The organism is Citrobacter sp. CK195, assembly GCF_030333365.1.
Taxonomy (GTDB): Bacteria; Pseudomonadota; Gammaproteobacteria; order Enterobacterales; family Enterobacteriaceae; genus Citrobacter_B; species Citrobacter_B koseri.
Window position 1 is genome coordinate 352,901 of the sequence record NZ_JAOWGB010000025.1, and the last position, 14,830, is coordinate 367,730.

At 55.7% G+C, this 14,830-nt stretch carries 12 protein-coding genes and 1 other RNA gene; 9 read left to right on the forward strand and 4 right to left on the reverse strand.

What is annotated here, in order from left to right; translation table 11 throughout:
• Positions 1–101 precede the first annotated feature (101 nt).
• The gene (gene rpiA / locus OGX93_RS15895) at positions 102–761 is read left to right on the forward strand and encodes a ribose-5-phosphate isomerase RpiA (protein WP_024130929.1); all 660 of its coding nucleotides are present in this window, start codon (positions 102–104) and stop codon (positions 759–761) included.
• Positions 762–1,029: 268 nt separating this feature from the next.
• Positions 1,030–2,262 carry a phosphoglycerate dehydrogenase gene (gene serA / locus OGX93_RS15900; RefSeq protein ID WP_286487815.1) on the forward strand — a complete coding sequence of 411 codons (1,233 nt, stop codon included), beginning with the start codon at positions 1,030–1,032 and terminating at the stop codon, positions 2,260–2,262.
• A gap of 87 nt (positions 2,263–2,349) precedes the next feature.
• Here serA and OGX93_RS15905 read toward each other — a convergent pair whose 3' ends face one another.
• The 3 genes from OGX93_RS15905 to zapA all read right to left on the reverse strand — a co-directional run bounded on the left by OGX93_RS15905 (position 2,350) and on the right by zapA (position 3,527).
• Positions 2,350–2,952: a 5-formyltetrahydrofolate cyclo-ligase gene (locus tag OGX93_RS15905; protein WP_047461402.1), complete on the reverse strand. Its 603-nt coding sequence runs from the start codon at positions 2,950–2,952 to the stop codon at positions 2,350–2,352.
• Positions 2,953–2,972: 20 nt separating this feature from the next.
• Positions 2,973–3,156: non-coding RNA, 6S RNA (gene ssrS, locus OGX93_RS15910), on the reverse strand.
• Between the two features lie 41 nt (positions 3,157–3,197).
• Complete coding sequence (zapA, locus tag OGX93_RS15915) at positions 3,198–3,527, reverse strand: cell division protein ZapA (protein WP_006686880.1); 330 nt, start codon at positions 3,525–3,527, stop codon at positions 3,198–3,200.
• A gap of 166 nt (positions 3,528–3,693) precedes the next feature.
• Here zapA and ygfB point away from each other — a divergent pair, with 166 nt between their 5' ends.
• The 7 genes from ygfB to gcvP all read left to right on the forward strand — a co-directional run bounded on the left by ygfB (position 3,694) and on the right by gcvP (position 13,199).
• Complete coding sequence (gene ygfB, locus OGX93_RS15920) at positions 3,694–4,272, forward strand: UPF0149 family protein YgfB (protein WP_123907426.1); 579 nt, start codon at positions 3,694–3,696, stop codon at positions 4,270–4,272.
• A 25-nt stretch (positions 4,273–4,297) separates the two neighbouring features.
• Positions 4,298–5,623, forward strand: a complete 1,326-nt coding sequence (pepP, locus tag OGX93_RS15925) for a Xaa-Pro aminopeptidase (protein WP_286449019.1) — start codon at positions 4,298–4,300, stop codon at positions 5,621–5,623.
• Positions 5,620–6,798 (forward strand): 2-octaprenyl-6-methoxyphenyl hydroxylase, encoded by a 1,179-nt coding sequence (gene ubiH / locus OGX93_RS15930; RefSeq protein WP_049008276.1) that lies wholly within the window; start codon positions 5,620–5,622, stop codon positions 6,796–6,798. Before pepP ends, ubiH begins: the two co-directional genes overlap by 4 nt.
• A gap of 142 nt (positions 6,799–6,940) precedes the next feature.
• Positions 6,941–8,143 (forward strand): FAD-dependent 2-octaprenylphenol hydroxylase, encoded by a 1,203-nt coding sequence (gene ubiI / locus OGX93_RS15935; protein WP_047461414.1) that lies wholly within the window; start codon positions 6,941–6,943, stop codon positions 8,141–8,143.
• A 451-nt stretch (positions 8,144–8,594) separates the two neighbouring features.
• Positions 8,595–9,689 (forward strand): glycine cleavage system aminomethyltransferase GcvT, encoded by a 1,095-nt coding sequence (gcvT, locus tag OGX93_RS15940; RefSeq protein ID WP_012135011.1) that lies wholly within the window; start codon positions 8,595–8,597, stop codon positions 9,687–9,689.
• Positions 9,690–9,714: 25 nt separating this feature from the next.
• On the forward strand, positions 9,715–10,104 hold the full coding sequence (gcvH, locus tag OGX93_RS15945) for a glycine cleavage system protein GcvH (protein ID WP_104868219.1): 390 nt from the start codon (positions 9,715–9,717) through the stop codon (positions 10,102–10,104).
• A 221-nt stretch (positions 10,105–10,325) separates the two neighbouring features.
• On the forward strand, positions 10,326–13,199 hold the full coding sequence (gene gcvP, locus OGX93_RS15950; protein ID WP_286449017.1) for an aminomethyl-transferring glycine dehydrogenase: 2,874 nt from the start codon (positions 10,326–10,328) through the stop codon (positions 13,197–13,199).
• A gap of 110 nt (positions 13,200–13,309) precedes the next feature.
• On the opposite strand, the gene bglA is transcribed toward gcvP, so the two are convergent.
• A complete protein-coding gene (gene bglA, locus OGX93_RS15955; RefSeq protein WP_115625884.1) occupies positions 13,310–14,743 on the reverse strand; it encodes a 6-phospho-beta-glucosidase BglA in 1,434 nt (477 codons plus the stop codon).
• Positions 14,744–14,830: the final 87 nt, after the last annotated feature.

A 14,830-nucleotide genomic window follows, 5' to 3' on the forward strand; every position in this document is an offset into this window, starting at 1 on the left:
AGGTACAGACGAAATCCGCCGCTTGCGAGCGGGGTCGGAGGGATTTTTTCGCACAATGATCTATAATGCGCCTGAATTTTCACACCACAGGCGAAACGATCATGACGCAGGATGAACTGAAAAAAGCAGTAGGATGGGCGGCACTTCAGTATGTACAGCCCGGCACCATTGTGGGCGTAGGTACCGGTTCAACAGCCGCGCACTTTATTGATGCGCTGGGCACAATGAAAGGTCAGATTGAAGGGGCGGTGTCCAGCTCGGATGCATCTACTGAAAAACTCAAGAGCCTCGGCATTACCGTTTTCGATCTGAATGAAGTGGACAGCCTGGGCGTCTATGTTGATGGCGCGGATGAGATCAACGGCCACATGCAGATGATTAAAGGCGGCGGCGCGGCGCTGACGCGTGAGAAAATCATTGCTTCGGTGGCGAAGAAATTTATCTGCATCGCGGATGCCTCCAAAGAGGTCGATATTCTGGGTAAATTCCCGCTTCCGGTGGAAGTGATCCCGATGGCGCGCAGCGCTGTCGCACGCCAGTTAGTGAAGCTGGGCGGTCGTCCTGAGTACCGTCAGGGCGTAGTCACTGATAACGGCAATGTGATCCTCGACGTATACGGCATGGAAATTCTTGATCCGATCGCGATGGAAAACGCGATTAACGCCATTCCGGGCGTCGTGACCGTCGGCCTGTTCGCCAACCGTGGCGCGGATGTGGCGCTGATTGGTACGGCAGACGGCGTAAAAACTATCGTAAAATGATCTGGCGAGGGTGATTCATCCCGCGTTAAAAAAATTTGGCAGGGCAAATTTGGTGACTTGTGTCACGTTTTGGATGTTGCCCTGCCGATCTCTCCAAAGAAAATCTTATCCCCAGCATTTTCCTCTGCCATTTCACGCTGAATGATATTTCTTCAGAGTGGCGACGCAAACGTTCATATTGCCGCAATAGTTTTTTTTGATATGTTGAAAGGCGGATACAAATCCACATACAACACATCAGTTTCGATAAAAAGACAGGGTCGGGGAAATGGCAAAGGTATCACTGGAGAAAGACAAGATTAAATTTCTGCTGGTTGAAGGTGTGCACCAAAAGGCACTCGAAAACCTTCGCGCGGCAGGTTATACCAACATCGAATTTCACAAAGGCGCTCTGGATACTGAGCAGTTGAAAGAGTCCATCCGTGATGCCCATTTCATTGGCCTGCGATCCCGAACCCATCTGACCGAAGATGTGATTGACGCCGCAGAGAAACTGGTGGCGATTGGATGTTTCTGCATCGGCACCAACCAGGTTGATCTGAACGCAGCGGCAAAACGCGGAATCCCCGTGTTTAACGCGCCGTTCTCCAACACGCGTTCTGTTGCGGAGCTGGTGATTGGCGAGCTGCTGCTACTGCTTCGCGGCGTGCCGGAAGCGAACGCGAAAGCGCACCGTGGCGTGTGGAACAAACTGGCGGCCGGTTCGTTTGAAGCGCGCGGCAAAAAGCTGGGGATCATTGGTTACGGCCACATTGGCACACAGTTGGGCATTCTGGCGGAATCGCTGGGCATGCACGTCTTCTTCTACGATATTGAAAACAAACTGCCGCTGGGCAACGCGACCCAGGTACAGCATCTTTCCGATCTGCTGAACATGAGCGACGTTGTGAGCCTGCATGTGCCGGAAAACGCCTCCACCAAAAATATGATGGGCGCGATGGAAATCGCACTGATGAAACCGGGCGCGCTGCTGATCAACGCGTCTCGCGGTACGGTGGTGGACATCCCGGCGCTGTGCGATGCGCTGGCGAGCAAACACCTGGCGGGCGCAGCTATCGACGTGTTCCCGACGGAACCTGCGACCAACAGCGATCCGTTTACTTCTCCGCTATGTGAATTCGACAATGTGCTTCTGACGCCGCATATCGGCGGTTCTACCCAGGAAGCGCAGGAGAACATCGGCCTTGAAGTGGCGGGCAAACTGACGAAGTATTCTGATAACGGCTCTACGCTGTCTGCGGTGAACTTCCCGGAAGTCTCCCTGCCGCTGCACGGCGGTCGTCGTCTGATGCATATCCATGAAAATCGTCCGGGCGTGCTGACCGCGCTTAACCAGATTTTTGCCGAGCAGGGCGTTAACATCGCCGCGCAGTATCTGCAAACGTCTGCCCAGGTCGGTTACGTGGTGATTGATATCGAAGCGGATGAAGATGTGGCGGAGAAAGCCCTGCTGGCGATGAAAGCGCTACCGGGTACGATTCGCGCTCGTCTGCTGTACTAATTTGTATACTGTGCCGGGTGGCGGCTATGCCTCACCCGGCCTGTGAGATCGGTTCGTAGGCCGGGTAAGCGAGCGCCATCAGGCAATTCACTGCGGCCACTCCCACACTTTTGACGGCGTCACCACCGCAGGCAGCGGGATATCCCACTCTTCGACAGGCAACTTTTCCACTAACTGACAATCGTGCGCATAACCCACCGGTTGGATCTTATGCTGTCGCCAGTTCTGCAACGTTCTGTCGTAGAACCCGCCGCCCATTCCCAGACGCTGGCCGTCTTCGTCGAAAGCGACTAACGGTGTAACCAGCACATCTAACTGAGAGAGCGGCAGCACGTCGCGCACGTCCAGCTTCGGTTCCTGAATTTTCAGACGATTCATCACCAGAGAGCTTTGCGGATGATAATGCAGAAACAGCAAATTGCCGGGGCTGAACGGATGGAGAACCGGTAAATACACGCGTTTTCCCGCGCGCCAGAGCTGCTCAATCAAGGGTTGCGTGTCCAGCTCGCCATCAAATGAAAGAAACACCGCGACGGTGTGGGCAAGAACCACGGGAGGATAAGCAAGCATTCTGGTGGCGGCCTGTTGACCGAACGCAGTTTGCTGTTGAGACGTCAGCGTACGGCGACGTTGCCGAATCATCTGGCGGATTTCTTGTCGGGATAAAAGAAGTTCAGGAAGTTGCGTCATGGCTGTCGCCAGGTAGAAGGGGAATCTCCGAGATGCCGCCGCAGGCTGTAACCCTTGAACCCTTGGTTCAAGGTGAATGCGTCGTCACGGTTTTAAGGCTTCTCGGACTAGCCGAGCATGCTCACCAACCATGGAGCGCCACATTCTTGTGGTATGAAATATCGGCTCAGGGGACTGGCCCGCTTGCAAACATCTCAGAGAAATTTTGTCTTCACGGTCACTCTACCATAGTAAACCGAAAAGTGTTATTCAAAGTTTTGGCCCGTTTTTTCGGTTATGCGACCCTGATCAAGCAACGCCTGTTCAATGGTCTGTTGAAGCATCCGAATTCGTTGTTCCATGCTCGCCGCGTAGTCGCGGGTCTTCGCTTTTTCCTGAGTTAATTCATAGCTGATGTTCAATGCGGCAATGAAAACCAGCTGCTCAGTATTTGTGACTCTAGTGCGAACTTTTAGATCTTGCAACCGCTGATTCAGATCGTCCGCAGCCTGATTCAACGCATCCCTTTGTTCAGGCGGGCAATTCACGCGGAGTGAACGGCCAAAAATTTGGATATCGACGGGTTGTGCAGACATGCCACCTTCCTGCTGATTGACTGCGCTGCCTTCGCCTCCAGACCCTGGGTCGGCGAAGGGGCGACACTATAGCTACCCCGGTGTGAAGATACAAGCCCTTTTCTGGTTCACCAGGGTCCAAAGTGGTAGCATATCATGAATATCCTCCCTTTGATGACGAATGCTTATGTCTATACAGAACGAAATGCCTGGTTACAACGAAATGAACCAGTTTTTGAACCAACAGGGGACGGGGTTAACCCCGGCCGAAATGCACGGTTTGATCAGTGGGATGATTTGCGGCGGCAACAACGACAGCTCATGGCAGCCGCTGTTGCACGACCTGACGAACGAGGGGCTGGCATTTGGTCACGAACTGGCGCAGGCGCTGCGTAAAATGCACGCGGCAACCAGCGACGCGCTGGAAGACGACGGCTTCCTTTTTCAGCTTTTTCTGCCTGAAGGCGACGACGTGAGCGTATTCGATCGCGCTGATGCGCTGGCCGGCTGGGTTAACCACTTTTTACTGGGGCTTGGCGTCACGCAGCCTAAGCTGGATAAAGTGACCGGCGAAACCGGTGAAGCCATTGACGATCTGCGCAACATCGCCCAGCTCGGTTATGACGAAGACGAAGATCAGGAAGAGCTGGAGATGTCGCTCGAAGAGATCATCGAATATGTGCGGGTTGCGGCGCTGCTGTGCCACGACACCTTTACGCGTCAGCAGCCAACGGCGCCGGAAGTCCAGAAACCGACTCTGCACTAAGAACGTAAACGCAATGGAGAGTGTTATGAGCGATATATCTCAGCAGGAGTATCAGCGTCGCCGCCAGACATTACTGGCGCAAATGCAGCCGGGCAGCGCCGCGTTGATTTTTGCAGCTCAGGAAGCCACGCGCAGCGCGGACAGTGAATATCCGTATCGCCAGAGCAGTGATTTCTGGTATTTCACCGGTTTTAACGAACCGGAAGCGGTGCTGGTGCTGATTAAAAGCGATGACACTCATAACCACAGCGTTTTGTTTAACCGCGTTCGCGATCTGACGGCGGAGATCTGGTTTGGCCGCCGCCTGGGGCAGGACGCCGTGCCGGAAAAACTGGGCGTGGATCGCGCGCTGGCGTTCAGCGAAATCAACCAGCAGCTTTATCAGTTACTCAATGGCCTTGACGTGGTTTACCACGCGCAGGGCGAATATGCGTATGCCGACGAGATTGTTTTCGCCGCGCTGGATAAACTGCGTAAAGGTTCCCGACAGAACCTGACTGCACCGGCGACGATGACCGACTGGCGGCCAATGGTGCACGAGATGCGCCTGTTTAAATCGCCGGAAGAGATTGCCGTCATGCGTCGCGCGGGCGAGATCAGCGCGCTGGCGCATACCCGCGCAATGAAAAAATGCCGTCCGGGGATGTTCGAATATCAACTGGAAGGTGAAATTCACCACGAATTTAACCGTCACGGCGCGCGCTATCCGTCTTATAACACCATTGTTGGCAGCGGTGAGAACGGCTGCATCCTCCACTACACCGAAAATGAAAGCGAAATGCGCGACGGCGATCTGGTGTTGATCGACGCCGGATGCGAATACAAAGGTTATGCTGGCGACATTACGCGTACTTTCCCGGTGAACGGCAAATTTACGCCTGCCCAGCGCGAAATCTACGATATCGTGCTGGCGTCGCTGGAAACCAGCTTACGCCTGTTTCGTCCGGGAACGTCTATCCAGGAGGTCACGGGAGAAGTGGTGCGCATCATGATCGCGGGGCTGGTGAATCTGGGCATTTTGCAGGGCGACGTGGAGCAGTTGATCGCGGAAAACGCCCATCGTCCATTCTTTATGCATGGTCTTAGCCACTGGCTGGGGCTGGACGTACACGATGTCGGCGTTTACGGGCAGGAGCGCTCCCGCGTACTGGAGCCGGGCATGGTGCTCACCGTTGAGCCGGGTCTGTACATCGCGCCGGACGCCGACGTGCCGGAAGCGTATCGCGGCATCGGCATCCGTATTGAAGATGACATCGTCATTACGGAAACGGGCAACGAAAACCTGACCGCCAGCGTGGTGAAAAAAGCGGACGATATTGAAGCCTTAATGGCGGCGGCGCGTCAGCTATGAGCGTGATTATTGTTGGCGGCGGTATGGTGGGCGCGACGCTGGCGCTGGCCCTTTCTCAGCTTAGCCACGGCAAACTGGCCGTGCACCTGATTGAAGCGAGCGCGCCTGAAGCCGCCGCGCATCCCGGGTTCGACGCCCGGGCGATCGCGCTGGCGGCAGGCACCTGTCAGCAACTGGCGCGGATTGGCGTCTGGCAGGCGATTGCTGATTGCGCAACGGCGATCAACACGGTACATGTCAGCGATCGCGGCCATGCCGGTTTTGTCACTCTGGACGCGCAGGATTACAGCATCGCTGCGTTGGGGCAGGTTGTGGAGCTGCATGATGTCGGTCAGCGACTGTTTGCGCTGTTGCGCAAAGCGCCGGGCGTGACGCTGCATTGCCCGGATCGCGTTGCCAGCGTGGCGCGGACGCAAGAAAAGGTGAATGTCACTCTGGAAAATGGCGACGTGATTTCTGGTCATGTCGTGGTGGCGGCCGACGGTACGCACTCCGCTCTGGCGACCGCCTGCGGCGTGGACTGGCAGCAGCAGCCTTATGAACAACTGGCGGTGATCGCCAACGTTGCGACCGCTATCGCGCATGACGGACGTGCGTTTGAACGCTTTACCCAACACGGCCCGCTGGCGATGTTGCCGATGTCTGAAGGTCGCTGTTCGCTGGTGTGGTGCCATCCGCTTGAACAGCGCGATGAGATCATGCGCTGGTCGGATGAACGCTTTTGCCATGAGCTACAGTCGGCGTTTGGCTGGCGGCTGGGACGAATCACCCATGCGGGTAAGCGCAGCGCTTATCCGTTAGCGCTCACCACGGCGGCCAAAGCGATAACCCATCGCACCGTGCTGGTCGGCAATGCGGCGCAGACGCTGCATCCTATCGCCGGGCAAGGGTTTAACCTGGGGCTGCGCGATGTGATGAGCCTTGCCGAAACGCTGGTGCAGGCGCATGAGTCTGGGGCGGACGTTGGCGAGTACGGCGTGCTTTCTGAGTACCAGTCGCGCCGTCAGGCTGACAGAGAGGCGACGGTTGGCATAACGGATAGTCTGGTGCATCTGTTTGCTAACCGCTGGGCGCCGCTGGTTGCCGGGCGCAACGTCGGCTTAATGGCGATGGAGTTATTGCCTCCCCTTCGCGACACGTTGGCAAAACGGACGTTGGGCTGGGTCGCACGATAATTCACCGGTAGGTCGGAATAAAGAAGTAGGCCTGATTAGCGCAGCGCCATCAGGCAATGCCGCGGAAGTAATGTAATGCCGGATGGTGGCTTTGCCTTATCCGGCCTACGGTTTTTGATTGTCCTATTTTCAGGAGTACACAGTGCAAAGTGTTGATGTAGCCATTGTTGGCGGAGGCATGGTAGGCCTGGCTGTCGCCTGCGGTTTGCAGGGCAGCGGTTTACGCGTTGCCGTTCTGGAACAGCGCGTTCCACAGCCGCTGGCGAGCGACGCTCCCCCGGCATTACGCGTGTCGGCTATCAATGCCGCCAGTGAAAAACTGCTTACGCGTCTTGGGGTCTGGTCAGACATTCTTGCTCGCCGCGCAAGCTGCTACCACGGTATGGAAGTCTGGGATAAAGACAGCTTTGGCCGCATCGAGTTTGATGACAAAAGCATGGGATACAGCCACCTGGGGCACATCATTGAAAATTCGGTGATCCACTACGCGCTATGGCAAAAGGCGCAGCAGTCAGCGGATATTACCCTGATGGCGCCGGCTGAATTGCAGCAGGTCGCCTGGGGAGAAAATGAAACCTTCCTGACCCTGAAAGATGGCGCGATGCTGACGGCAAGGCTGGTGATTGGCGCAGACGGCGCGAACTCCTGGCTGCGCAACAAAGCGGATATTCCGCTGACCTTCTGGGATTACCGTCATCATGCGCTGGTGGCGACCATCCGCACCGAAGAAGCGCACGGCGCCGTTGCGCGTCAGGCGTTTCATGGCGAAGGCATCCTGGCGTTCCTGCCATTAAGCGATCCGCATCTGTGTTCCATTGTCTGGTCGCTGTCTCCGCAGGACGCTGAGCATATGCAGCAGGCGAGTGAGGATGCGTTCAACCGGGCGCTGAACGTCGCGTTTGATAACCGCCTCGGTTTATGCCGCGTTGAGAGCGAACGCCAGGTGTTCCCGCTGACGGGACGCTATGCGCGTCAGTTTGCCGCACACCGGCTGGCGCTGGTGGGCGACGCCGCACATACCATCCATCCGCTGGCGGGGCAGGGGGTGAACCTCGGCTTTATGGACGCCGCAGAGTTGATCGATGAACTCAAACGTCTGCAACGCCAGGGCAAAGACATTGGTCAATACCTCTATTTGCGTCGTTACGAGCGCAGCCGTAAGCACAGCGCCGCGATGATGCTGGCAGGTATGCAAGGTTTTCGCGAACTGTTTGCCGGAGAGAACCCGGCGAAGAAATTGCTGCGCGATATTGGTCTGAAACTGGCCGATACTCTCCCGGGCGTAAAACCGCAACTGATTCGTCAGGCGATGGGATTGAACGATCTGCCTGAGTGGCTCCGCTAAGCATTTCCCTCCTGCTTCTGAGAGTTTGAAACCCGTCACATTTTCCTCTCCCGGCCTTCGCGCCGGGACGCTTTCCTCATTTGAAATAATCTAATTTCACCTCTCTTTTCGCATTAGTTTTTTTAATATTACGATTTTCAACTATCATCATTTTTGACATTTTTTCCACATTTAATATTGATGCGTGCGGGGTGGTTGCGTATTTTATTATCGTTTATGGAGGTGGTTTGTTTATTTTGTGGTTTTTTATGCTGAGACGGGTTTGGCGTTTTTTGGTCATAAGCTAATGTGATGGTTAATTTTGCCTTATGGTTTAGCGTCTGCTTCGGTGGTAAGTTCAGGTAAAAGAGAACGTTTGCGTCGAAGCCCTGGAGTGGCTGCGACGCCGGGTTTCGTGGCGAAGATTTCACCATGAAATGGTTGTAAGCCCCGCTTATTCAATGAGGACAAGATGGCTCAACAGACTCCTTTATACGAACAACACACGCTTTGTGGCGCGCGCATGGTGGATTTCCATGGCTGGATGATGCCGCTGCACTATGGTTCTCAACTTGATGAGCACCATGCAGTTCGCACTGATGCCGGTATGTTTGATGTGTCGCATATGACCATCGTCGATCTACGCGGCAGCCGCACCCGGGAGTTTTTGCGTTATCTGCTGGCGAATGACGTGGCGAAACTCACAAAGACCGGTAAAGCCCTCTACTCTGGTATGCTCAATGCCTCGGGCGGCGTGATAGATGACCTGATTGTCTATTACTTCACTGAAGATTTCTTCCGCCTCGTTGTAAACTCCGCCACCCGCGAAAAAGACCTCTCCTGGATTACCCAACACGCCGAACCTTACGCCATCGACATCACCGTTCGTGACGACCTGTCGCTGATTGCGGTACAGGGGCCGAATGCGCAGGCGAAAGCGGCCACGCTGTTTACTGAAGAACAGCGCAAGGCGGTGGAAGGCATGAAACCGTTCTTTGGCGTGCAGGCGGGCGATCTGTTTATTGCAACAACCGGTTATACCGGCGAAGCAGGCTATGAAATTGCGATGCCAAACGAAAAGGCGGCGGATTTCTGGCGTGCGCTGGTGGAATCCGGCGTGAAGCCGTGTGGCTTGGGCGCGCGTGATACGCTGCGTCTGGAAGCGGGTATGAACCTGTATGGTCAGGAGATGGATGAAGGCGTCTCTCCGCTGGCGGCGAACATGGGCTGGACCATCGCCTGGGAACCGGCCGATCGCGATTTTATTGGTCGCGAGGCGCTGGAAGTCCAGCGTGAAAAAGGTACCGAACAACTGGTGGGTCTGGTTATGACCGAGAAAGGCGTACTGCGTAATGAACTGCCGGTACGCTTTACCGATGCCCAGGGGAATCAGCTGGAAGGCGTTATCACCAGCGGCACTTTCTCTCCGACGCTGGGCTACAGCATTGCGCTGGCGCGCGTTCCGGCGGGTATTGGCGAGACGGCGATCGTGCAGATCCGCAACCGCGAAATGCCAGTAAAAGTCACTAAACCTGTTTTTGTGCGTAACGGCAAAGCCGTCGCGTGATTCATCCTTTTTTGGAGATTTATTGATGAGCAACGTACCTGTAGAACTGAAATACAGCAAAGAACACGAATGGCTGCGCAAAGAAGCAGACGGTACTTACACGGTTGGCATCACGGAACACGCTCAGGAATTGCTGGGCGATATGGTTTTTGTCGATCTGCCAGACGTCGGCGCCACCGTTGCGGTGGGCGATGACTGCGCGGTAGCAGAATCGGTAAAAGCCGCTTCTGACATTTATGCGCCGGTGAGCGGTGAGATTGTGGCGGTAAACGACGCGCTCAGCGACTCCCCTGAACTGGTCAACAGCGAGCCGTATGCGGGTGGCTGGATCTTCAAAATCAAAGCCAGCGACGAAAGCGAAATCGACTCGCTACTGGATGCAACCGCATACGAAGCATTGTTAGAAGACGAATAAATACGCTTCATCCTTCACGCAGCAGGTGTGTTGGCTTCCTCGCTCACTCCAGTCACTTACTTATGTAAGCTCCTGGGGGTTCTCTGCGTCGCCGCCGTCCTGCAACGTGAATGATTTTGCGTATTCGTTTTCGCACGCGTAGGCCCGGTAAGCGTTAGCGCCACCGGGCAATTGAGCCAGAGACAATCACGATTCACTGCACGTTTCAGGAACCATCGCCCATGACACAGACGCTAAGCCAGCTTGAAAACAGCGGCGCTTTCATTGAACGCCACATTGGACCGGACGCCGCACAGCAGCAAGAGATGCTGAATACCGTTGGCGCCGAGTCGTTAAACGCGCTGATCGGCCAGATTGTGCCGAAAGACATTCAGCTTGCCATGCCGCCGCAGGTAGGTGAAGCGGCGACGGAATACGCCGCGCTGGCCGAATTAAAAGCGATTGCCGGTCGCAACAAGCGCTTCACGTCTTACATTGGCATGGGTTATACCGCGGTGCAGCTGCCGCCGGTTATCCTGCGCAATATGCTGGAAAATCCGGGCTGGTACACTGCGTATACGCCTTATCAGCCGGAAGTTTCGCAGGGGCGTCTGGAAGCGCTGCTGAATTTCCAGCAGGTGACGCTGGATCTGACCGGGCTGGATATGGCCTCCGCTTCGTTGCTGGATGAAGCAACCGCTGCCGCAGAAGCGATGGCGATGGCAAAACGCATCAGCAAACTGAAAAACGCCAACCGTTTCTTTGTCGCCTCTGACGTTCACCCGCAAACGCTGGACGTCGTGCGCACCCGCGCGGAGACCTTCGGTTTTGATGTGATCGTCGATGACGCGGAAAAAGTGCTGGATCACCAGGATGTGTTCGGCGTGCTGTTGCAGCAGGTTGGCACCACCGGTGAAGTCCACGACTACAGCGCGCTGATTAGCGAACTGAAGTCACGTAAAGTTGTCGTCAGCGTAGCCGCCGATTTTATGGCGCTGGTGCTGCTGACGGCACCGGGTAAACAGGGCGCGGACATTGTGTTCGGCTCTGCGCAACGCTTCGGCGTACCGATGGGCTACGGCGGCCCACACGCGGCGTTCTTTGCCGCCAAAGATGAATTCAAACGCTCCATGCCGGGCCGTATTATCGGCGTATCGAAAGATGCGGCGGGCAATACCGCACTGCGCATGGCGATGCAGACTCGCGAACAGCATATCCGTCGCGAGAAAGCGAACTCCAATATTTGTACTTCGCAGGTGCTGCTGGCCAACATCGCCAGCCTGTATGCCGTTTATCACGGCCCGGTTGGGCTGAAGCGCATTGCTAATCGCATTCACCGCCTGACCGACATTCTGGCGGCGGGCCTGCAACAAAAAGGGCTGAAACTGCGCCATGCGCATTACTTCGACACCCTGTGCGTAGAGGTGGCCGATAAAGCCGCCGTCCTGGCGCGCGCGGAAGCCGCAGAGATCAACCTGCGCAGCGACATCCACAACGCTGTTGGCATCACGCTGGATGAAACGACAACCCGCGAAAACGTGCTGCAACTGTTCTCTGTACTGCTGGGCGACGACCACGGTCTGAACATTGATACGCTGGATAAAGACGTGGCGCACGATAGCCGCTCTATCCAGGAGAGTATGCTGCGTGATGACGCGATCCTGACGCACCCGGTGTTCAACCGTTACCACAGCGAAACGGAGATGATGCGCTACATGCACTCGCTGGAGCGTAAAGATCTGGCGCTGAACCAGGCAATGATCCCGCTGGGTTCCTGTACCATGAAGCTGAACGCGGCGGCGGAGATGATCCCCATCACCTGGCCGGAATTTGCGGAACTGCATCCGTTCTGCCCGGCAGATCAGGCGGAAGGGTATCATCAGATGATCAACCAGCTTTCTGACTGGCTGGTGAAACTGACGGGCTATGATGCCGTGTGTATGCAGCCGAACTCCGGCGCGCAGGGCGAATACGCGGGCCTGCTGGCGATTCGTCATTATCACGAAAGCCGCAACGACGGTCATCGCGATATCTGTCTGATCCCGGCCTCCGCTCACGGCACCAACCCGGCTTCCGCACAGATGGCGGGTATGCAGGTGGTGGTGGTCGCATGCGATAAGAACGGCAACATCGATCTGGCGGATCTGCGCGCTAAAGCCGAGCAGGCGGGTGACAATCTCTCCTGCATCATGGTGACTTACCCATCCACCCACGGCGTGTACGAAGAAACCATTCGTGAAGTGTGCGAGATCGTGCATCAGTTCGGCGGCCAGGTATACCTCGATGGCGCAAACATGAACGCGCAGGTTGGCATTACCTCTCCGGGCTTCATCGGCGCGGATGTTTCACACCTCAACCTGCATAAAACCTTCTGCATTCCGCACGGCGGCGGCGGCCCGGGTATGGGGCCGATTGGCGTGAAATCACATCTGGCGCCGTTTGTTCCGGGTCACAGCGTGGTGCAGATCGAAGGGATGCTGACCCGTCAGGGCGCGGTGTCCGCCGCACCGTTCGGCAGCGCATCCATTCTGCCGATCAGCTGGATGTACATCCGCATGATGGGCGCGGAAGGGCTGAAGCAGGCGAGCCAGGTGGCGATTCTGAACGCCAACTATATCGCCAGCCGCCTGAAAGACGCGTATCCGGTGCTGTATACCGGTCGCGATGGCCGCGTGGCGCACGAGTGTATTCTCGACATCCGCCCGCTGAAAGAAGAAACCGGCATCAGCGAACTGGATATTGCCAAGCGTTTGATCGACTACGGCTTCCACGCGCCGACCATGTCGTTCCCGGTGGCGGGAACGTTGATGGTTGAACCGACGGAATCTGAAAGCAAGATGGAGCTGGATCGCTTTATCAATGCGATGCTGGCGATTCGTGCGGAAATCGATCGCGTGAAAGCTGGTGAGTGGCCGCTGGAGGATAACCCGCTGGTTAACGCGCCGCACACGCAGAATGAGCTGGTCGCGGAGTGGAACCACGGATACAGCCGTGAAGTCGCGGTGTTCCCGGCGGGGGTAACGAACAAGTACTGGCCGACCGTGAAACGCCTTGATGACGTTTACGGCGACCGTAACCTGTTCTGCTCCTGCGTACCGATGAGCGAATATCAGTAATCTCTCTGCCATACTGTAGGCCGGGTAAGCGCAAGCGCTACCCGGCTTTTTTTTATTCGGAGACAGAACTTGTAGGCCGGATAAGGTATTAGCCGCCATCCGGCAAAAAATTACAGCTTCTCGCCGTTGCTGGCGATAACCTCTTTATACCAGGTAAAACTTTTCTTCCGCGAGCGCGCCATATCGCCGCTGCCGTCGTCATGCTTGTTCACGTAAATAAAACCGTAACGTTTGCTGTATTGTCCGGTCGTGAATGACACGCAGTCGATGCAGCCCCACGGCGTATAGCCCATCAGATCCACGCCATCATACGTCACCGCTTTCATCATCTCTTCTACGTGAGCACGCAGATAGTCGATGCGGTAATCGTCGTTGATGCTACCGTCTTCTTCCACTTTGTCGTAGGCGCCAAACCCATTTTCCACAATAAACAGCGGCTTCTGATAGCGTTCATACAGCTCGCACAGGGAATAACGCAGGCCGACCGGGTCAATCTGCCAGCCCCAGTCGGAGGCTTTGACGTGCGGATTCGGCACGCTGCCCTCGAAGCCGGAAATGGCATCGCCGCTACCGCCTTCCGCTTTTACTGCGTTAGTCATGTAATAGCTGAAGCCAAGGTAATCGCAGGTGCCTTCGCGCAGAATCTCCGCGTCGCCAGCGTCCATGTTGATGTTAAAGCCGCGACGTTCCCATTCGTTCAGTACGTAAGACGGGTAGTAGCCGCGTAGCTGAACGTCGGTAAACACATAGCGCTCACGCATGGATTCCTGCGCGAACATGACATCTTCCGGCTTACAGGAAAACGGATAGAGCGCGACCATCGCCAGCATACAGCCGACCTTCATCTCCGGGTTGATGCGGCGTGCCGCCTTCACCGCCAGCGCGCTGGCGACGAACTGGTGATGCAGCACCTGATACATGGTTTCTTCCGGGTTTTCATGCTCGGTATACACCACGCCGGAACAGCAGTAGCCAAACAGCGGCGCGCGCCAGTTGCGCTGGTTGTTGATCTCGTTGAAGGTCATCCAGTATTTGACTTTGTGCTTGTAGCGCTCAAATACCACCTCCGCGAAGCGGACGAAGAAATCCACCACTTTACGGTTGGTCCAGCCGCCGTATTGCTGTACCAGATGCAGCGGCATTTCAAAGTGGGAGAGGGTGATGACCGGTTCGATGTTGTATCTGAGCAACTCATCGAACATATCATCGTAGAATTTCAGCCCTTCTTCGTTCGGTTGCGTCTCGTCACCCTGCGGGAAAATGCGGGTCCAGGCGATGGAGGTGCGAAAGCATTTAAAACCCATCTCGGCGAACAGCTTAATGTCTTCTTTATAGTGACCGTAAAAATCGACCGCTTCATGGTTTGGATAATATTTACCCGCTACAACTTGTCGGGTGATTTCACGCGGTACGCCATGTGCTCCTCCGGTCAGCACATCACAGATGCTCGGCCCTTTGCCGCCTTTGTTCCAGCCGCCTTCAACCTGATGAGCGGCAACTGCGCCGCCCCATAAGAAATCTTTTGGTAAGGTGAGTTTTTTCATTGTTGCTCAATCTCAAATTAATACAATCTGATTTTGAGTCTAACAAAGGAAGGCAAAAAGTCACGATATAACAAAATAGCGCCGGTG

Coding starts and splice junctions, on each gene's coding strand:
- gcvH (WP_104868219.1), top strand. CDS start 9,715: ATGAGCAACGTACCTGTAGAACTGAAATACAGCAAAGAACACGAATGG.
- bglA (WP_115625884.1), bottom strand. CDS start 14,743: ATGAAAAAACTCACCTTACCAAAAGATTTCTTATGGGGCGGCGCAGTT.
- zapA (WP_006686880.1), bottom strand. CDS start 3,527: ATGTCTGCACAACCCGTCGATATCCAAATTTTTGGCCGTTCACTCCGC.
- gcvP (WP_286449017.1), top strand. CDS start 10,326: ATGACACAGACGCTAAGCCAGCTTGAAAACAGCGGCGCTTTCATTGAA.
- OGX93_RS15905 (WP_047461402.1), bottom strand. CDS start 2,952: ATGACGCAACTTCCTGAACTTCTTTTATCCCGACAAGAAATCCGCCAG.
- ubiH (WP_049008276.1), top strand. CDS start 5,620: ATGAGCGTGATTATTGTTGGCGGCGGTATGGTGGGCGCGACGCTGGCG.
- gcvT (WP_012135011.1), top strand. CDS start 8,595: ATGGCTCAACAGACTCCTTTATACGAACAACACACGCTTTGTGGCGCG.
- serA (WP_286487815.1), top strand. CDS start 1,030: ATGGCAAAGGTATCACTGGAGAAAGACAAGATTAAATTTCTGCTGGTT.
- ygfB (WP_123907426.1), top strand. CDS start 3,694: ATGTCTATACAGAACGAAATGCCTGGTTACAACGAAATGAACCAGTTT.
- pepP (WP_286449019.1), top strand. CDS start 4,298: ATGAGCGATATATCTCAGCAGGAGTATCAGCGTCGCCGCCAGACATTA.
- rpiA (WP_024130929.1), top strand. CDS start 102: ATGACGCAGGATGAACTGAAAAAAGCAGTAGGATGGGCGGCACTTCAG.